The organism is Nonomuraea spiralis (assembly GCF_014648435.1).
Taxonomy (GTDB): domain Bacteria; phylum Actinomycetota; class Actinomycetes; order Streptosporangiales; family Streptosporangiaceae; genus Nonomuraea; species Nonomuraea spiralis.
On the sequence record NZ_BMRC01000002.1, the window covers coordinates 445,107 to 463,611 of the forward strand.

Sequence of the window (18,505 nt, forward strand, 5' to 3'; positions counted from 1 at the left end):
TTAATTGATTAAGGAGGAGAGAGATGGATGGCATGCAGGTCCTCGCGCACCGGACGGCGATGGGGTTCCGGGGGTCGCTCCACGCGGCGCTGCCGGGGGCGCCGCGCAGGCGCCTCCCGGAGCGCGTCGCCGTGCGGGCGCGGCTGGCGTCCTCGCTGCGCCGCACCGCCGACCGGCTCGACCCCGCCTGCCGCCCGGCCCGGTACCGCGAGGCGTGACCACCCCCCTCGTGAGAGAGGCCACGGGGGTGGTCGGGTGAGGTCGGCTCCGGCGACGGTCAGGTGAGGTCGGCTCGGAGAGTGGTCAGATGAGGTCGGCGATCAGGTCGGGGATCGTGGCGGGGTCGTGGAAGAGGGTGGCGCCGAGGCCGGTCAGGCGCGAGGGCGGGGTGAGGCCGCCGGCGAAGGCCAGGCAGCGCATCCCCGCGCTCATCGCCGCCGTCACGCCGAACGGGCTGTCCTCGATCACCACGCAGCTCTCGGGCGGCGCGCCCATCGTGGCCGCCGCGTGCAGGAACAGGTCGGGGGCGGGCTTGCCGCGGGTCACGTCCTCGGCGCTGAACACGCGGCCGTCGAAGCGGGGTGCGAGACCGGTCACCTCCAGGCTGTCGCGGATGGCGGCGTGCCGGCCGTTGGAGGCCACGCAGTAGGGGATGTCCAGCCGGTCGAGGGCCGACTCGATGCCCTCGATCGCGCACAGCTCGGCCTTGATCGCGGCCGTGTACTCCTGCGAGATCTGCTCGTACCAGCCGGGTGGGGTCTGGCCGACCTGTTCGTCCCAGTATTCGTTGCTGCAGCCGACGAAGCGTTCGGCGTACTCGGTTTCGTCGATCGTCCAGCCCAGGCGGCGAAGCGCGGCGGTGCCCACGCGTACGGAGATGCGCTCGCTGTCGACGAGTACCCCGTCACAGTCGAAGATGACCAGTTCGACGGCCAAGGTGCGGTCCTCCCAAAAGTGTCGTTTGCGGTCGAATCTATCGGGCGGCCTGGTGACGTCACGCAGGTGGTAGCGTCGTTGTATCACCTGACAAGACGCATGTCCGAATGGCGAGATGACAGTGACGAGTTCCCCCGAGGTCGTGGCGCCGAGCAGGACCAGGATCGCCATGGCCAGCCTCATGGGCACCGCGATCGAGTTCTACGACTTCTACATCTACGGCACCGCCGCGGCGCTGGTGCTGAACACCGCGTTCTTCCCCGGTATGGACCCCGTGGCCGGGCGGCTGGCCGCGTTCTCGACGTTCGCGGTGGCGTTCGTCTCGCGTCCGCTCGGGTCGGCGCTGTTCGGCCACTGGGGCGACCGCGTCGGGCGCAAGTCGATGCTGGTCGTCTCGCTGCTGGTGATGGGCCTGTCCACGGTGGCGATCGGCCTGCTGCCCGGCTACGCGGCCATCGGCATGGCCGCGCCCGTGCTGCTGGTGCTGCTGCGCTTCACCCAGGGCATCGGGCTCGGCGGCGAGTGGGGCGGCGCGGCGCTGCTGGCCACCGAGCACGCCCCGCCCGGCAAACGCGGCCTGTATGCGATGTTCCCGCAACTCGGCCCGTCGGCCGGGTTCATCGTCGCCAACGGGCTCTTCCTGATCCTCGGCGCGACGCTGACCGACGAGCAGTTCGGCGGCTGGGGATGGCGCTTGCCGTTCCTGGCCAGCCTGCTCCTCGTGATCGTCGGCCTGTACGTGCGGCTGAAGATCTCCGAGACGCCGGTCTTCCGGGCGGCGATGGACCAGCGCCGCATCGCCAAGGTGCCGTTCGCCGGCCTGATCCGCCACCAGTGGCGGCGCGTGCTGCTCGGCGCCGGCGCGATGACCATCGCCTACACGCTCTTCTACACCGCCACCACCTACTGCCTGTCCTACGGCACCGCCACCCTCGCCATCCCGAAGACCACCATGCTGACCCTGACCATGATCGGCGTGCTGTTCATGGGCGCCGGCACCGTGGTCTCGGCCGTGGTCAGCGACCGGCTGGGCCGCCGCCGTACCCTGCTCGCCGGCACCGCGGCCGCCGTCGCGTGGGGCCTGGTGATGTTCCCGCTGATGGAGACCCGGTCGGTGTTCCTGGCCGGGCTGGCGCTGGCCGGCGCGCTCGGGCTGATGGGGCTGGTCTTCGGGCCGATGGGGGCGTACCTGCCCGAGCTGTTCAGGACCGAGTTCCGCTACAGCGGCGCCTCGGTCGCCTACAGCCTCGGCGGCGTCCTGGGCGGCGCGGTGCCGCCGCTGGTCGCCACCGCGCTGCAGTCGAGCGGCGTCGGCGTCATGGGCGTCGGCCTGTACGTCTCCGCGATGGCCCTGCTGAGCCTGCTCTGCCTGCTCGCCCTGCCGGAGACCCGCGACGAAAATCTCTAATATATCGCCCGAATCCTGTCACATCCACCGGGGCTGTCCCGTCTTCGCAGTGAAGAACCTGATGGAGGAGGAGCGGACGATGAGCAAGCACATCCTGATCGTCGGCGGCGGATATGTCGGGCTGTACACGGGGCTGGGGCTGCGCCGGATGATCCGGTCGGGCGAGGTGACGGTCACCGTGGTCGATCCGCGGGGGTACATGACGTACCAGCCGTTCCTGGCCGAGGCGGCCGGCGGGACGATCGAGCCCCGCCACGTCGTCGCCCCGCTGCACCGGGTGCTGAAGGGCGCCCGGGTGCTCACCGGCCGCGTCACCCGGATCTCGCACGACGACCGCACCGCGCTGTTCCAGCCGGTCCAGGGCCCGGCCAGGACCCTCACCTACGACATCCTCGTGATGGCGGCCGGGTCGATCACCCGCACGCTGCCGATCCCGGGGCTGGCCGAGCACGCGGTCGGGTTCAAGACCGTGGGGGAGGCCGTGCACCTGCGCAACCACGTCCTGGCCCAGCTCGCGGCCGCCGCCTCGACGGACGATCCGCAGGTGCGGCGCAGGGCGCTGACGTTCGTGGTGGTCGGCGGCGGGTTCTCGGGCGTCGAGGCGCTGGCCGAGATGCAGGGGCTGGCCGACGACGCGCTGCGCTACCACGACGGGATCACCCCCGCCGACCTGACCTGGACCCTGGTCGAGGCGACCGGCGGCATCCTGCCCGAACTCCACCCCGACCTCGGCCGCTGGACCGTCGGCGCGCTGCGCGCCCGGGGCGTGGACGTGCGGCTGGAGACCCGGCTGACCTCGGCGGCCGGCGGCGTGGCGACGTTGTCGGACGGCACCGCGCTCGACGCCGGGACGCTGGTGTGGGCGGCCGGCGGCCGGCCCAGCCCGCTCGCCGCCGACAGCGGGCTGCCCGTGGACGGCGCCGGGCGGCTGCTGGCCACCGAGTACCTGACCGTGGCGGGCCTGGAGGACGTCTTCACGGCCGGTGACGGCGCGGCGGTGCCCGACCTGACCCGTCCTGGGCAGTTCACGGCGCCCAACGCCCAGCACGCGGTGCGCCAGGCCAAGCTGCTCGCCCGCAACCTGAAGGCGTACGTCAGGGGGCGCGGGCTGAAGGCGTACCGGCACGCGTACCTGGGGTCGGTGGCCGGGCTGGCCCATCACCAGGGGGTGGCCCAGGTGTACTCGATCAGGCTGACCGGGTTCCTGGGGTGGCTGGCGCACCGGATGTACCACCTGGCGTGGGTGCCGACGGTCAACCACAAGGCGCGGGTGCTGGCGGACTGGGCGTTGTCGATGGTGTTCCGGCGGGAGGCGGTGCAGCTCGCGGCGATCGAGCACGCCGACGAGGACTTCCGCCGGGCCCTGGCGGCGGACGACCTGGACCGCGCCGCCTGACCCCACCCCTCTCGGGCCTTCCTTCCCCCGGGCTGCCCCCTGCCCCTGCCTCGGGGGTTTCAGGTGGCGGTGTAGCCGGGGAAGAGGAGGGACAGCTCGCGAGGGTAGGTCCCGATCAGGCGTAGTTCGTCGTCCGCGAGGGGGCGGCCGGTCATCGCGTTGCAGAGCTGGACCAGGCGGAAGGCCGCCTCCTCGTCCGCCACCTCCACGCCCAGGCCGTCCATGACGTGGCGGAAGCCGGCCTTGCCGCCGTACTCGCCGGTCAGCACCACCCGTCCGTCGCGGGCGTGCCGGTCCTGGGGGAACGGGCCGAGCGTGGCCTCGTCGTACAACTCGTAGTTGCCGTGGTCCTTCAGGGCGCCGTCGGCGTGGATGCCCGACTCGTGCGCGAACGCGTTGCGTCCCACCCCCACCTGGTTGTACGGCAGCGGCTGCCCCAGCGCGTACGACGCCCACAACCCGAACCGGCGCGCCCACGACAGGTCGAGCGGGTCGCCGATCTCCACCTTCTCCCCGAACCCGTGCGAGCAGGCCAGGATCGTGGAGAGCAGGTCGGCGTTGCCGGAACGTTCGCCGACGCCGTTCACGCACGTGTTGATCCAGGCGTCCTGACCGGCGTCGAGGTCGCCGAGGGCGCCGGAGAGCGAGTTCGCCACGGCCATGCCCAGGTCGTTGTGGCAGTGGGTCTCGACCGGCAGCGCCGCGCCCGAGGCCAGCCGGGCGAAGCGCTCGCGGATCCGGCCGGGGGTGTCGCCGCCGATCGTGTCGCAGTAGCGCACCCGTCCGGCCCCCGCCTCCTTGGCCGCCAGCGCGAACTCCAGCAGGAACCCGTCGTCGGTACGCGACCCGTCCTCGGCGTTCACCCCCACCGTCTCGGCCCCGGCGGCCTTGGCGGCGCGGACCGCGGCCGTCATCTCCCTGATGATCGCGTTCCGGTCGAGGCGGCCGCGGAACTTGTTCTGGATCATGTAGTCGGACGTGGAGATGGACAGGTTGTAGTGCCGCAGGCCGAGCGGCGCCGCCTTCTCCACGTCCTGCGGCACGCCCCGGCACCAACCGGACAGCCGCAGCTCCCCGAACGCCCCCGCCTCGGCCAGCGCGACCTGCGCCCGCACGTACGGGACCTCGTGGAACAGGAACGGGAACCCGATCTCGGACTGGGCCACGCCGAGTTTGCCCAGGTAGAAGTTGACCATGGTCTTGCCGAACTTGGACAGGCCGGTGCGCGCGGTCTGCACGCCGTCCCGGTTCGTCACGTCGAGGAAATGAACTTGTGGCATGACTTCACGTTGACACGCTTGCTCAATGTGTATCAATATTGATTTTCGTCAATATGGAGAGGTGGGTGCGGGTGATGGAGTGGATCGACGCGGCCACGGCCGCCGAACGGCTCGGCGTCAAACCCGCCACGCTCTACGCGTACGTGAGCCGGGGGGTGCTTCAGCGGCGGCACGGTGACGACGGACGGCGCAGCCTGTTCTCGGCCGAGGAGGTCGAGCGGCTGGCCAGGCGGGGGCGTCCGCGCGGGCAGCCGCCGGAGCTGGTCATCGAGTCGGCGATCACGGCCCTGGGCGCCGACCGTCCCTACTACCGGGGCGCCGACGCCCTGAACCTCGCCCTGACCAGCGACTACGAGTCCGTAGCCGCCCACCTCTGGAACCCCGCCCCGGCGCCCCAGGCCCCACCCCGCCGCGGGACCGAGGGGCAGGAGGCGTGGCGGTGCGAGGAGGAGGCGTTGCGGGCGGCGGTGGCGGCGCAGGGCGGCCTGCCGCGCGATCTCCTGCCGCTCGACCGCCTCCAGGTGATCACCACGGTCCTCGGCGCGTCCGACTCGCTGCGCCACCAGCTCGACCCCGCCTCCGTGGCCGCCACCGGCCGCCGCCTGATCGCTGGGCTGGTCGACGCGCTGCCGCCGCTCGGCGAGCCCGCCGGGGAGTCGATCGCCGAACGGCTGTGGGCCCGCCTGTGCCCGCGTCCCGCCGAGCCCGCGCTGCTCGGCGCGCTCGGGGCCGCCCTCGTGCTGCTCGCCGACCACGAGCTGGCCGCCTCGACGCTGGCCGCCCGGGTGGCCGCCTCGGCCAAGGCCGACCCGTACGCGGTGGTGCTCACCGGCCTCGGCGTCCTCGGCGGCCCGCTGCACGGCGGCGCGTCGTACGGGGCCGAACGCCTGCTGCGGGAGATCGCCGAGCCCGGCCAGGCGGCCCGCGTCATCGCCGACCGCGTACGCAGGGGCGAACGCATCCCCGGCTTCGGCCACAGCGTCTACAAGAACGGCGACGCCCGCGGCACGCTGCTGTCCGACCTGGTCAAGGCAGCCGCCCCCGGCCACGACCGGGTGGCGGCGGCGCAGGCCGTGCAGGCCGAGGCCCAGCGGCGGCGGCTGCCCGCGGGCAACATCGACTTCGCCCTGGCCACGCTCACCGCCGTGGCCGGGATGGTGAGCGGCGCCGGTGAGGCGATCTTCGCCGTCTCCCGGGCGGCCGGCTGGCTGGCCCACGCCATGGAGGAGTACGAACGCGGCTCCCTGCTGCGCCTGCGCGCCTCCTACACCGGCCCCTCGCCCGCCTGACCCCGGTCGACGTACGCGGCCAGCGCGCGTACACGCTCGGCGTGCTGGTCATGGCCGACGATCACCGGCGGCTCGTTGTACGGCATCGCGTCCGACGACCGCCGCAGCTTGACGTACTGGCCGCAGGCGTCGATCGCGTACGGCTCCATGTCGTCCTGCAACGCCCCGATCACCGTGATCCCGTACGTCTCGCCGATCCTCCTGAACAGCGCGACCGCCTCCCTGCGGTGCTCCTTGCCCAGGTTGCGGCCCAGCTCGTCGAGCACCAGGCACAGATGGCCGCCGCCGGAGGAGGCGATGGCCGCCGCGCACACCAGCTTGACGGCCTTCTCGTCCATGAGCGCGGTGTTGGCCCGCCGGTTGTACGGCACGAACCCCTGCCCCTCGCCGCGCCGCCACTTCGGCGTCACCCGCCACTGCCAGCGCTGCTCGGGGTCGGCGGGCGCGGGCGGCACCGGGAACTCCAGCGTCGCGCCGTAGCCGCCGTAGGAGGTGTCGAGCTTCTCGAACTCCTCGGCCACCCGGGTCAGCCGCGCCTTGATCGCCGCCGTCAGCGCCGCCCGGTGGACGGCCGTCGACTGCGCCGCCTCCTCCGCGCCGCGGGCCGCCGCCGACAGGTCGCGCTGCCGGGAGACGATCTGCGCCTCGATCTGCCGCCGCTGGTGCTTCTCGTACTCCTCCTGGCCCCGCAGGTAGGAGGCCAGCGCCCCGCACAGGGCCGCGAACGTCGCCTGCTCGCGGGCCGTGCTGCCACCCCGCTCGGACAGCAGGAACGCCAGCTCCTCGGGGATCTCGGCGTCCTCCTCGGGGAAGGTGTCGCGCAGTGCCTGGTCGAAGTGGCGCTCGGCGATGCGCCACCACTCCTCGGCCGCGCGCGGGCGTTCCTCCTCGGGCAGCGCCTGGATCCATTCGCGGGCGGTCTCGACCGTGCCGCCCCAGTCGGCGGCCAGCGCGTCGAGCCTGAGCGCCTCGCGTTCGGCCGTGACCTTGGCCTCCTGCTCGCGGGCCTGCGCCCGCTCGGCCTCGTGCCGCTGCCGCCGCCCGTCGAGCCGCTCGATCTCCATGTCCCGGGTACGGGCCCGGAAGTCGAGCGCCCCCGCCTGCCGCTCGCCCTCGGCGACCTTCGGCGCCAGCTCCTCGATCGCCGCGTTGAGCCCGACGAGCCGCTCACGCCGTTCGGCCAGCTTGGTCTCCAGCTCGGCCAGCCGCACCCCGGCCCGCGCGCCCTCCAGCCGCCGCTGCGCCTCCGCGACCGCCTCCTCGGCCTCGCGGACCACCTCGGCGGCGCTCTCCTGGGCGTCCTCGGCCCGGTTGAGCCGCTGGCCGGCGGCCTTGATCCGGGCCTCCCGCCCCGTGGCCACCCCCTCGAACGCCCCCACCACGCTCACCCCGGCCGCGCTGACCAGCACGGATCCGGGCAGCTCGGCCAGCGCGCGGGCCGCCTCGCCGAGCCGGCCGGCGTCGACGATGACGGCGTGCTCGTGGGGCCAGCCGCGCAGGCCGGCCGGGTGGGCGGCGTCGCGGGCCTGCTCGGCCACGTCGAGGGCGTCGAGCAGGCCGGTCGCGCCGACGCCCGCCGCCGACAGCGCGTCGAGCTGGGCCGCGGCCGGGCCGCCCTCGGCGTCGTCGAGCGCCGCCTGCGCGGAGGACACCTCCTGGTCGGCCACGCCGAGCGCCTTGAGCGCCTGGTTGAGCCGGAGCCTGGTCTCCCGCAGCTCGCTCTCGGCGGCGGGCACGTCACGCCCGTCGGCGAACCTGCGTGTCTCCTCCAGCGCCGGGATCGCGGCCCGCAGCTCGTCGGCGGAGTTCTCGGCCACCGCGCGGTCGGCGTCGAGCTTGGTGGCGCGGGACTGGAGGGCGGCCAGCTCCTTGCGGGCCTGCGACACCTGGCGGTCGAGGGTGTCCTCGCGCAGCGTGGTGATCTCGGCCTTGACCAGCGCGACGGCCTCGGCCGCCGACTCGCCCGCCGCGCGATGACGAGTGAGGTCGGCAGCCAGCAGCTCGTCCTTGGCGGCGGCGTCGGCGAGCTTGCGCGCCTGCCTGCCACGCCAGCAGCGCAACGCCTCGGCCAGGCGCACGCGGGCCTGGTCGCGGCGGTCGAACGTGCCTACCAGCGCCTTCGACTCCACCTCGAACTCGGCCAGCCGGTCGGCCGCCTGCGCCGCCCGCACCCGCTTGGCGTGCTCGTCGCGCCGGGCCTCGCGCTCCTGCTCCAGCTCGGCGTCGAGGCCGGTGAGCGCCGCGATGGCCTCGAAGACACGTTCGGGGGAGATCTCGTTGAGCGGCTGGGAGAGCAGGTTGGTGGCGACCTTGCTGCGTACGGACGTGGACAGGAACGACACGCACCTGACCCGGTCGCCGTAGAGCACCTTGGTCAGGTCGCGGGCCACCACGTCACGCTTGCCCGCCGACCTCGGCAACGACGCCCAGATCTCGTCGGCGCGCGCCACCCGTTCGGCCTCGGAGGGCGAGGCGGCCAGGTGGACGCCTTCGCGCCAGCGGATCTCCAGGTGAGGGGCCTCCTGGTTGACCTTGAGCCACACGGTGACCGCGCCGCCCGAGGTGTCGGGCACCTCGAACAGCTCCCCGCTCTCGTCGTCGCCGTCCTCCGTGAGGGTGAGCTCGGCGACGTGCTCGGTGGCGGACTCGGCGGTGGGCTCGGGCGGGGCCGGGGGCGGGGCGAAGGAGTCGAGGCCGGGCGGGCCGAAGACGCCCACGATGTAGCCGTGGTCGGCGCTCGCCCACTGGCGGGCGCCCGCGCCGCTGGCCAGCTCGGCGTTGAACAGCAGCTCGGAGACCGCCTTCGCGCCCGAGGCGAACCGCCACTGCTCGTCGCCGAGCAGCGCCGTGATCGAGGCGATGAACGACGACTTACCCGCGCCGTTGGAGTCTTTGGGGCCCGCGCCCGCGACGACGATGAGTGTGCCGGGGACCGTGGGCACCGGATGGGTCGAGAGCCGCGAAATGTTGACCGCCTGCACGGCGATCAGCACCCGGTCCCCGACGACGTTCTCCATCTGCGACACCTCGAACCCCCGTTACCCTTCCATCTGTCATGACGTTCACTGAGCTGACCTGCGCGCGCGTACGGCCGCCGCGAGCGGGGTGTGCGGCCCGGCGGCGAGGATCAGCTCCTCCTGCAACCGCCGTCTGGCCGCCGGCGTGAGCCGGTGGAACTGCGGGCCCGGGACGTAGCCGCCCGCCTCCTCGCCGGCCTTCACTTGGGCCAGCAGGCCCGCGTGGCGCAGCGTGCGCAGGGCCGACTCCAGCTCGCCGATCGGGACCTGGGTGTGGCGGCGCAGCTCCTCGACCGGGGCGGGGTGGGGCGACAACCAGGAGTCCTCGGGCAGCAGCCCCTCGGCCCTGGGGATCGCCACCGAGTGCACCAGCACCAGCGTCAGCACCGCGCGCTCACTGACCCCGAGCCCCGCCCTCTCCACGACCCCGGACCCCGCCGCCCTCTCTGCGACCGCGGGCTCCTCGACGGCGGCGGGAACGGCTTCCTCCTCGGGGACGCTCACGACGGCCGGCGCGGGGACCGGCGGCCGGGTCAGGTCGAGGGTGTGGGCGTCGTCGTAGCCGGAGGTCCAGCGTTCGCGGAGCTGGATGAGGACGCGGCCGCGGCGGGCCAGCATCTCGCCGAGGGTGTGGCGCAGCGCCGGATCGCGCAGCGCGGCGAAGCGCCCCTCCGCGACCGGCTCCGCGGCGTGCTCGACCACCATGTACGCCGCCACCAGCTCGGCCCGCCGCCGCTCGTCGTAGGCCCCCAGCAGGTCGTCGAACTCCGCCACGCCGAGCTCGGCCCGCCCCCCGGCCCCGGGCAGCGGCAGGACGGCCGCGGCCACGATGTCGGCGTCGCCCACCACCGTCAGCTCCGGCCGTTCGGGCTCGGGCAGGCGGCGGACCAGCTCCTGCAACTGGGCGTGCGACTCCACCGGCCACAGCGCGCAGCGCGGGCCGAGCGTCACCACCCCGTCGTCGAGGACGATCCACGCCGAGTCGTGCAGCCGCCGCAGCGCCCCCCTCGCCCAGTTGCGCATCAGATCGTCGGTACGCCCGATCAGCGCCCGGTACGTGTCGAGCACCAGCTCGACGGGCGCCGGGTCGCCGGGCCACGGATCGACGGACAGATCGCGCCAGCAACACTTGAGCGTGGCCGCCAGCACCCGGCGCGTCTCCCCGGCCCGCTCGACCGGCACGGCGGCGACCTGGTACTCCTCCAGCAGCGACGGCGTGACCCCGTCGGGCCACACCGGCAGCGCCTGCCCGGTCGAGTCGGGACGGGTCAGCCGGGTCATCCCGGCGGGCGCGGGCACGCCGGCCCCGAGCCGCAGCGGCCCGCCGGAACGCGCCCGCGCGTGGGCGAGCGCCCGTTCGGCCGACCGGTCACGCCCGGAAGAAGCGGTGGACGTCATGAGGTGCGCTCCAGGTAGCCGTGGGAGAGCCAGGCGGGCTCGCCGCCGGGATCGACGGTCAGCCCGTCGGACCAGGTCAGCCGGTAGGGGAGCTCGGGACGCAGGTCGGCCGTGGTCAGGTCGGCGAGCAGGCGCCGGGCCGAGGGCCAGTCGGAGCCGATCACGTCGGCCAGCGCGACCCGCGAGGCGTCGCCGAGCAGCGACTCGGCCACCCGCGTGAGGCGTTCGACGGCGGCGCCCGGCGAGGAGTCGAGCGAGCCCTCGGGCCCGGGGTCGGGCAGCGCCGAGCGCGGGGGAGTGGGCTGGACGGGAGCCGGCCGCGGCGCCTCGTCGACCGCCCGCGCGACGGCGGCCGGATCGTGCCACGGCGCGGGCGCGTCGAAGACGAACCCGCCGAGCACCGCGGCCAGCCGTTCCTTGGAGGCCGTCTGGGCGAACGTGCGCCACGTCTCGGTGGGCAGCAGCGTCAGGTTGCGGGTGGTGCCGGCCGAGTCGGCCAGGCGGCCGGCGGCGCGGCGCGAGGCGTCGCTGTAGGAGTAGATCGAGGCGCGCAGGTCGGTGCAGACCCGGTCGAGCTCGGGCCAGCGGGTCAGGATCGTGCCGTGAAGGCTCTGGGCGCGCCGGGCGATCTCCTCGGTGCCCCACAACTTGGGGGCCTGCTCGCGCAGCTCCTCGATCGTGCCCGTGGTCAGCGTGATCAGCTCCAGGGCCCACAGCCGGAACGCCCGCGCCAGGTTGACCGCGCTCTGCCTGGCCTCCTCCATCGTGGTGCGGGGGTCGGCGACGTTGAGGTCTTCCAGGGCGAGCAGGCGGTGCATCTCGGACTGGCCGCCGTCGTCCATCATGCGGCGGATGAACATCAGGCCGACCACGCTGGTGAACGAGGCGCGGTAGCGGAGCTGGTTGGGCTTGGGGAACACCTCGCGGATCGCGCCGAGCCCCTTGAGCACCCGCAGCCGGTTGTCGAAGCGGTCGCCGGGATGGGCGCGGCAGGCGAAGCGCATCTGGTCGTGCGTCAGCCACTCCTCGCCCGCCTCGGCGAAGGCCGCGAACAACGTCTCGGCGATGTCGACCAGGGCGGGGTCGTCGACCACCGCGCCGCTGTCGCGGGCCAGCGCGGCGAACATGCGGCGGTAGGTCGACAACACCGCCTCCTCGGAGAGGGCGGCGTCGAGGGTCAGGGGCTGTTCGGACACGCGCACTAAGGTACGGCTTCACACCGACAGACTCGGAACTCAGCACGCCTACCACTCAGTACGAGCCCACATGGGACTCCTGCCCGCTAGGGTGATGCCCGATAAAAGTGGGGTAAACGCTCTGTTATCGCACATACGGGGTGAGTGACGGTTGCGTATCCGTGGGGTCCGGGGGGATCGGGCCACGGCCGTGATCGCCGGCATGGCGGCTGTGATCCTGGTGGCCGCCGCCGCGTGGTTCGGCGTGGGCGTCTCCAGTGCCAATCCGAAGCTGGCCGACGTCGGCGCCTGGCTGTGGACCAAGGCCCGGGGCAAGGTTGTGCACGTGAACGGCCTGTCGGGCGAGGTGGACGGCTACCTCGACGACAAGGCCGGCAAACAGTTGCGCGTCGTCCAGGACGGCTCGAACGTGCTGCTCGTCGACGACCGCACCGGCTTCGTCAGCCGGGTCGAGCCCAGCCAGCTCAGCGTCACCCAGACCCGCGACCTCGGCGCGGCCGGGCTGCAGCTCGCCGTCTCCGGCGGCACCGGCTACGCCGTCGACCCGGGGGCCGGCCGCGTCCAGCGCATCGACCCGGTCACGCTGAACGCCCTGGGCGCGCCGATCACCCTGCCCGGCCCCCTGGGCGCGGCCCGCATCGACGGCGGCGGCAGGCTGTGGGTGCCCGTGACGGCCAGGGGCGAGGTCGTCCCGGTGTCCGGCGGCGTGGCCGCCACCCCCGTCAAGGTGGGCGAACCGGGCGAGGAGCTGGCCGTGACGATCGCCGGCGGCCTGCCCGTCGTGGTCAACACGCGGGCCGCCACCGCCGTCACCATCGGCGCGGACGGCGGCGTCGGCGAGATCACCCTGCCCAAGGACGTCGCGCGGGCGGCCAAAGGCGGCGTGCTCACCCCGGCCATGACCGAGGGCCCGCTCGTCCCGGTGCTGACGGCGGGCGACTCGGGGCTGCTCGTCGTGCTCGACACCTCCTCGAACGCCGTGCTCAGCACCAGGTTCGCCGTCGACGACCCCACGGGCCTCGGCGTGCCGCAGGTGCTGGGGTCGAAGGTGTACGTACCGGACAGAAGCAGCGGTGCGCTGATCGTCTGGGACAGCGCCGCCGGCGGGCAGCCCACCACCCTCCAGGTGGCGGGCCGGCCGGGCCCGGTGGACGTGTTCGTCAAGGACGGCCTGCTCTGGGCCAACGACGAGAACGGCGACAAGGCCGTGGTCATCGACCCCGAGGGCCGCAAGCACGACGTGGACAAGGACGACTCCGACGTACCGGGGCCGACCAACACCCCCAAGCCCAAGCAGACCCCCCGCCACGACCCCAGGCAGACCGACACCCAGCCGGAGGAACCTCCCCAGACCAGCGACCCCGACCCGACGCGGACGAGGGAGGCCGAGCCGCCCCGGCGCCACGGCAGGAAGCCCACCCCCACGCCCACGCCGACCCCCACTTCCACACCCACGTCCACCCCGACGCCGACCCCCAGCGCCGCGCCGAACGCGCCCGGCGCCGTGACCGCCAGGTCGGGGCCCGGCCGGGTGATCGTCACCTTCAGCCCGTCCACCGGCGGCGAGGTCGAGCGCTACACCCTCAAGGCGTCCGGCGAGGGCCGGCCCGAGCCGGAGTCGGTGGACGGCGACGGGCCCTTCCAGTTCGAGTTCACCGGTGGGGACTGCGCGCGGGAGTACACCTTCGTCGTGGTCGCCCACTGGGCGGGCGGCGAGGTGGAGTCGGAGCAGAGCCCGGGGGCCAGGCCGTGCGTGGCGCCGGGCGCGCCGTCGAACTTCGCCGCCAAGGCGGTGAACCGGGGCGCCGAGCTGACCTGGGACGCCCCGCAGAACGGCGACGACGGGGTGACGTACCAGCTCGGCGGCGCGGCCGCGAACGACGCGATCAACGGCACGTCGTTCAAGGCGGACGGGCTGAAGAACAACGTGAAGCACTCCTTCACGCTCAAGGCCAGGAACGCGGCGGGGGCCGGCCCGGACGTGGCCACGACCGAAGTGGACCTCGCCTACCCGAGGCAGAAGTACAAGAACGCCAACAACAACGTGGTGGACACGCTGGTCCGCCCGGCCGCGGCGAAGTCCGGCGAGGCGGGCCGCATCCCCAAGGGGCAGTACCTCTCGATCACCGTCATCTGCCAGGTCAAGGGCCAGAGCGTGACCGAGGACGAGAGCAAGGAGACCAGCGACGTCTGGAACCGGATCGAGTGGAACGGCGGCGTGGCCTACCTGAGCGAGACGCTCATGACCACGCCCCGCGGCTCGTTCCCGGCGTTACCGCTCTTCGAGTGCACCGACTGAGCAGGGGGAACTCGGTTGACCCAGTACAACTACCAGGACCAGTACGAGCAGACCGCCCACGCCTACCCGCAACAGCCGCAGCACCAGCAGCCGCAACAGCCGCAGCAGTCCGCCGCCCTGGCCGGCCAGTTCGCGCAGCGTTTCCAACTGCTCGCCGGCAACATCGAACGGGTCATCCGCGGCAAGCACGAGGCCATCGAGCTGGCCCTGATCTGCCTGTTCGCCGAGGGCCACCTGCTCATCGAGGACGTGCCCGGCACCGGCAAGACCACCCTCGCCCGCTCCCTCGCCGCCAGCGTGGACGCCGAGTGGCGGCGCATCCAGTTCACCCCCGACCTGCTGCCCAGCGACATCACCGGCGTGTCGATCTTCAACCAGGCGCACCAGAAGTTCGAGTTCCACCAGGGGCCGGTGTTCGCCAACATCGTGCTCGCCGACGAGATCAACCGGGCCTCGCCCAAGACGCAGGCGGCCCTGCTGGAGGTCATGGAGGAGCGCCGGGTCACGGTCGACGCCGAGCCGCACCCGGTGCCGCGGCCGTTCCTGGTGGTGGCCACGCAGAACCCGGTGGACATGGACGGCACGTACCCGCTGCCGGAGGCGCAGCTCGACCGGTTCCTGATGAAGATCTCCGTCGGATACCCCGATCACGCGTCGGAGGTCGAGGTGCTCAAGGGCGGGCCGACCGGGCCGCAGGTCGAGCGGCTGCCGGTGGTGGCACGGGCGACGGACGTGGCCGGGATGATCGACTTCGCCTCCCGGATCCACGTGGCCGACCCGGTCTACGACTACATCGTCGGGTTGTGCGGGGCCACCCGTACCAGTCCGCACCTGCGGCTGGGCGCCAGCCCCCGGGGGAGCCTCGCGCTGCTGCGCGCCGCCCGGGTCAAGGCCGCCGCCGCCGGACGGCACTACGTCGTGCCCGAGGACGTCAAGGCGCTGGCCGTGCCGGTGCTCGCCCACCGGCTGATCCTCACGCCCGAGGCCGAACTGCGCGAGGTCGGCGCCGCGTCCGCGCTCGGCGAGATCCTCGCCGGGATGCCGGTGCCGCAGGCGGCGTAGATGCGGCTCACGGAGCTGTTCACCCCGCTCGGGTGGGCCACGCTCGCGGGTTCGGCGGCGCTCTACGCGGCGGGGTTCGCGCTCGGCTACCCCGAGCCCGTCGTGCTGGCCACCGGCGGCGTCCTCGCGCTGGCCGCCGCGCTCGCCTGGACGGCCTCCGCGCCGGACCTGGAGGTGCGGCGCGAGGTGACGCCGCTCAAGGTGCCGCGCGGCGAGGCGGCGGTCGCCGTGCTGAACGTGGTCAACCGCGGCCGGCGCGGCCTGTCGGGGCTGCGCGTCCAGGACCGCATCGGGCACTCCGAGCACCTGATCGGCCTGCCGCGGTTGCCGCGGAACGCCGCGCGCACGGTGTCGTACCCGCTGCCCACCGACGTGCGCGGCGAGATCCCGGTCGGGCCGCTGCTGCTGGTCCGCGCCGACCCGTTCGGCCTCACGCGCCGCGTCAGACGGTACGGCGACAGCCGCACCCTCCTGGTCCGCCCGCGCACGGTCGCGCTCCCCGTGCCGCCGTCCGGCAAGGCCCACCACCTGGAGGGCCCGACCAGCGACAACGCGCCCAGCGGCACCGTCACCTTCCACACCCTGCGCGAGTACGTCGTGGGCGACGACCTGCGGCACGTCCACTGGCGGTCCAGCGCCAGGACCGGCACGCTCATGGTGCGCCAGCTCATCGACGCGAGCCTGCCCACCACGACCGTCGTCCTGGACCCGCGGGAGCTGACCGAACTGGCGGTCGACGCGGCGGCGTCCGTGGCGGTGGCGGCGGCGCGGGCCGGGTTCCCGGTACGGGTGCTCGCGGGCGACGCGGGCGTCCCGGACGGCAAGGCCGATCCCGACGCGATCCTCGACCGGCTCGCCCTGGTCCGGCCCGGTACGTCCGGGGTCGCGGAGACCCTGCGGATGGCGCGCGGCGGCGGGTCGCTGGTGCTGGTCACGGGGGACGCGGCGGAGGTGGTGCGGGCGGCCGGGGTACGGCGGCGCTTCGACCGGGTCATCTGCGTACACACCGGGACGGGACCGGCGGGCGCGCCCGGCGTCACGGTCATCCCGCTCACCGACCTCGACGCCCTCCCCCTGTCCTGGAGCCCCCGATGACCACCTCCACCACCCGCGCTCCTGGGGTTCGCATTGGCGGGGCGTGGGCCGGGGGCGCGGGGTGGCGTAAGTGGGCCGGGCTGGGGGTGGTGGCGGCCGGGGCCGGGGTCGCCGGGTGGGGGTTCCACCGGGTCTTCCCCGGGGGCGACCTCGTGCTCGCGGTCGTCCCCGCCGCCGTGGCGCCCGCCGTGGTGGCGGCGCTGACCGCGCGGCGTCCCCTGTGGCCGGCGCTCGTGCTCGACCTCGCCGCCTGGTTCGCCGGGACGATCCCGCTCTACCGCGGCCTGGCCCCCGGCGTGTTCGCCGACGTCGCCAACGCCTGGCAGGCGCTGCTCACCACGCTGCTGCCCGCCCAGCCCGAGCCGCGCCTGCTCGTCCTCGTGCACACGCTCGTCTGGGCCGCCGCCGTCATCGGCGCCGAGACCCTCACCCGTACCCGCACGAGGATCGCGGCCGCCGTGCCCGCCCTGGCCGTGTACGCCGCCGCGCTGCTGCTCGGCGTGGACGGCGAGGGCTCGAACCTGCCGGTCGCCGCCGCCCTGTTCGTGCTCGTCGCGGCCCTCGCCCAGATCCGCGACGACCGGTCACCGGTCTGGTTGCTCGCGGGCGTGCCCGCCGCCGCCGCGCTGGCGGGCCTGGCGCTGCTGGCCGCGCCGCTGCTGCCCGTGGCGGCGCAGCCGTACGACCCGAGGCAGGACGCCGACCTGCCCCCGCCCCGCAGGGTGGACAGCGTGAGCCCGCTCGACCGCGTATCGGGCTGGCTGCAGATCCCTGACAGGGAACTGTTCACCGTCAAGGCCGACAAACCGCTCAACTGGCGGCTGGCCGTGCTCGACCGCTACGACGGCGTGCGCTGGAGCTCCGGGGCCCGCTTCCAGCCCACGGGCGGCCGGATCCCGGAGGGGGAGTGGACCGGCCCCGCACGGCTCGTACGGCAGCGGGTGACCCTCACCGGGCTGCCCGGCACGTGGTTGCCCGCCGCCGAACGGCCGGTCGAGGTCGCCGGGGTACGGGGGCTGGCCGCCGACCCGCGGAGCGGCGCCCTGCTCGCCGACCCCGGCGCGGGCAGTGGCCCTGGGAAAATGCCCGGGAAGGGGTTCGCGTACGAGGTGACCTCGAAGGTGGCCGAGCCGTCCAAGGAGGACTTGCTGGCCGCCACCCCGGCGCACGACGACCCCGCGCTGACCGCGTTCCCGCGTGGACCGCAGGAGGAGCTGTTCCGGGGGCTCGCCCAGCAGGCCACCAAGGGCGCGGACGCGCCGATCAAGCAGGCGTACCGGTTGCAGAGCTACCTGCGTACCAACGCCTCCTACGACGTCACCGCGCCGCCCGGCCACTCGCTCAAGGGCCTGGAGTTCTTCCTGCAGACCACGCACCGGGGCACGTCGGAGCAGTTCGCGGCGACGTTCGCGCTCATGGCCAGGACGCTCGGGCTGCCGTCGCGGGTGGTGGTGGGGTTCCGGCCCGGACAGCCGGTCGGCGGGATTTATCACGTTAAATCAGGTCACGTCATGGCCTGGGCAGAGATCAAGTTCGAGAAGCTGGGCTGGCGGCCGTTCTATCCGACGCCGGGCCGCAGCGGCGCCAAGGACGACCACGACGTCGTCTCCTCGGCGATCGAGGAGAGCGAGCAGCTGGAGGACGAGTTCACGCGCGGCGGGGGCGACCGGTCCGGCACGGCCCGGCCGCGGTCCCGGGGCGAGGGCGAGCGGCCCGGCGACGGCCCGTCCCCCTGGCTGCTCGCGGCCGTCGCGGGCGGGGGCCTGCTGGGTGCGTACGCGCTGACCGCCGCCGTGCTGCCCTGGTGGCGGAGGCGCTCCAGGAGGAACGGCCGGGAGCCCGGCGAACGCGTGCTCGGCGCCTGGCGGCAGAGCTGTCACGACCTGCGGCTCGGCGGCCGGCACACGCTGACCGCCGAGGACGTCCTGACCGGCCAGCCACCCGACATCACCACGTATCTCAGGCCATTGGCCGAAATATCAAACTTCGTGCGGTACGCCCCTGACGACGTCACCGACGCCGACGCCGTCCGCGCATGGGAACGCAGCGACGCCGTCCGCCGCGCCGTACGATCGCGCACCCCCCTCCCCACCCGCCTGCGCGACCGCCTCCTCCTGCGATGATCCAGG

Annotated in this window: 13 protein-coding genes; 8 read left to right on the top strand and 5 right to left on the bottom strand. The window is 73.7% G+C overall.

The features are described from left to right. Window positions 1-23: 23 nt before the first annotated feature. Window positions 24-218 carry a hypothetical protein gene (locus IEZ27_RS05995; RefSeq protein WP_189646281.1) on the top strand — a complete coding sequence of 65 codons (195 nt, stop codon included), beginning with the start codon at window positions 24-26 and terminating at the stop codon, window positions 216-218. Window positions 219-303: 85 nt separating this feature from the next. Here IEZ27_RS05995 and IEZ27_RS06000 read toward each other — a convergent pair whose 3' ends face one another. Then, window positions 304-936, bottom strand: coding sequence for an HAD family hydrolase (locus IEZ27_RS06000; RefSeq protein ID WP_229823408.1), 633 nt, complete (start codon window positions 934-936; stop codon window positions 304-306). A gap of 115 nt (window positions 937-1,051) precedes the next feature. On the opposite strand from IEZ27_RS06000, the gene IEZ27_RS06005 reads away from it, so the two are divergent. Further along, entirely contained in the window at window positions 1,052-2,344 is a 1,293-nt protein-coding gene (locus IEZ27_RS06005; RefSeq protein ID WP_189646283.1) for an MFS transporter, read from the top strand. 79 nt (window positions 2,345-2,423) lie between these two features. Continuing rightward, the gene (locus IEZ27_RS06010; protein ID WP_189646284.1) at window positions 2,424-3,740 is read left to right on the top strand and encodes an NAD(P)/FAD-dependent oxidoreductase; all 1,317 of its coding nucleotides are present in this window, start codon (window positions 2,424-2,426) and stop codon (window positions 3,738-3,740) included. A 59-nt stretch (window positions 3,741-3,799) separates the two neighbouring features. Here IEZ27_RS06010 and IEZ27_RS06015 read toward each other — a convergent pair whose 3' ends face one another. Further along, window positions 3,800-5,020 carry a LeuA family protein gene (locus IEZ27_RS06015; RefSeq protein WP_189646285.1) on the bottom strand — a complete coding sequence of 407 codons (1,221 nt, stop codon included), beginning with the start codon at window positions 5,018-5,020 and terminating at the stop codon, window positions 3,800-3,802. Window positions 5,021-5,073: 53 nt separating this feature from the next. On the opposite strand from IEZ27_RS06015, the gene IEZ27_RS06020 reads away from it, so the two are divergent. After that, window positions 5,074-6,309: a citrate synthase gene (locus IEZ27_RS06020; RefSeq protein ID WP_229823412.1), complete on the top strand. Its 1,236-nt coding sequence runs from the start codon at window positions 5,074-5,076 to the stop codon at window positions 6,307-6,309. On the opposite strand, the gene IEZ27_RS06025 is transcribed toward IEZ27_RS06020, so the two are convergent. Genes IEZ27_RS06025 through IEZ27_RS06035 form a run of 3 tightly spaced genes read right to left on the bottom strand, consistent with a single transcriptional unit; the run spans window position 6,285 to window position 11,920 of the window. Further along, window positions 6,285-9,326: a coiled-coil domain-containing protein gene (locus tag IEZ27_RS06025; RefSeq protein WP_229823414.1), complete on the bottom strand. Its 3,042-nt coding sequence runs from the start codon at window positions 9,324-9,326 to the stop codon at window positions 6,285-6,287. The two genes, IEZ27_RS06020 and IEZ27_RS06025, sit on opposite strands and share 25 nt — an antisense overlap. 45 nt (window positions 9,327-9,371) lie before the next feature. Beyond that, complete coding sequence (locus IEZ27_RS53685; protein WP_229823418.1) at window positions 9,372-10,724, bottom strand: hypothetical protein; 1,353 nt, start codon at window positions 10,722-10,724, stop codon at window positions 9,372-9,374. After that, entirely contained in the window at window positions 10,721-11,920 is a 1,200-nt protein-coding gene (locus IEZ27_RS06035) for a hypothetical protein (RefSeq protein ID WP_189646287.1), read from the bottom strand. The genes IEZ27_RS53685 and IEZ27_RS06035 overlap by 4 nt, the downstream gene beginning before the upstream one ends. Window positions 11,921-12,122: 202 nt before the next feature. Here IEZ27_RS06035 and IEZ27_RS06040 point away from each other — a divergent pair, with 202 nt between their 5' ends. From IEZ27_RS06040 to IEZ27_RS06055, 4 genes are read left to right on the top strand one after another with little or no spacing between them, the layout of a single operon-like run. Beyond that, the gene (locus tag IEZ27_RS06040; RefSeq protein ID WP_189646288.1) at window positions 12,123-14,219 is read left to right on the top strand and encodes a hypothetical protein; all 2,097 of its coding nucleotides are present in this window, start codon (window positions 12,123-12,125) and stop codon (window positions 14,217-14,219) included. A 15-nt stretch (window positions 14,220-14,234) separates the two neighbouring features. After that, window positions 14,235-15,281 (top strand): AAA family ATPase, encoded by a 1,047-nt coding sequence (locus IEZ27_RS06045; RefSeq protein WP_229823423.1) that lies wholly within the window; start codon window positions 14,235-14,237, stop codon window positions 15,279-15,281. Beyond that, window positions 15,282-16,376, top strand: a complete 1,095-nt coding sequence (locus IEZ27_RS06050; protein WP_229823425.1) for a DUF58 domain-containing protein — start codon at window positions 15,282-15,284, stop codon at window positions 16,374-16,376. After that, complete coding sequence (locus IEZ27_RS06055; RefSeq protein WP_189646289.1) at window positions 16,373-18,499, top strand: DUF3488 and transglutaminase-like domain-containing protein; 2,127 nt, start codon at window positions 16,373-16,375, stop codon at window positions 18,497-18,499. The genes IEZ27_RS06050 and IEZ27_RS06055 overlap by 4 nt, the downstream gene beginning before the upstream one ends. Window positions 18,500-18,505: the final 6 nt, after the last annotated feature.

Bases quoted from the DNA above. Each gene is read 5' to 3' on its own strand.
- IEZ27_RS06010 (WP_189646284.1), top strand. From the start codon at position 2,424: ATGAGCAAGCACATCCTGATCGTCGGCGGCGGATATGTCGGGCTGTAC.
- IEZ27_RS06005 (WP_189646283.1), top strand. From the start codon at position 1,052: ATGACAGTGACGAGTTCCCCCGAGGTCGTGGCGCCGAGCAGGACCAGG.
- IEZ27_RS06015 (WP_189646285.1), bottom strand. From the start codon at position 5,020: ATGCCACAAGTTCATTTCCTCGACGTGACGAACCGGGACGGCGTGCAG.
- IEZ27_RS05995 (WP_189646281.1), top strand. From the start codon at position 24: ATGGATGGCATGCAGGTCCTCGCGCACCGGACGGCGATGGGGTTCCGG.
- IEZ27_RS06055 (WP_189646289.1), top strand. From the start codon at position 16,373: ATGACCACCTCCACCACCCGCGCTCCTGGGGTTCGCATTGGCGGGGCG.
- IEZ27_RS06020 (WP_229823412.1), top strand. From the start codon at position 5,074: ATGGAGAGGTGGGTGCGGGTGATGGAGTGGATCGACGCGGCCACGGCC.
- IEZ27_RS06025 (WP_229823414.1), bottom strand. From the start codon at position 9,326: ATGGAGAACGTCGTCGGGGACCGGGTGCTGATCGCCGTGCAGGCGGTC.
- IEZ27_RS06050 (WP_229823425.1), top strand. From the start codon at position 15,282: ATGCGGCTCACGGAGCTGTTCACCCCGCTCGGGTGGGCCACGCTCGCG.
- IEZ27_RS53685 (WP_229823418.1), bottom strand. From the start codon at position 10,724: ATGACGTCCACCGCTTCTTCCGGGCGTGACCGGTCGGCCGAACGGGCG.
- IEZ27_RS06040 (WP_189646288.1), top strand. From the start codon at position 12,123: ATGGCGGCTGTGATCCTGGTGGCCGCCGCCGCGTGGTTCGGCGTGGGC.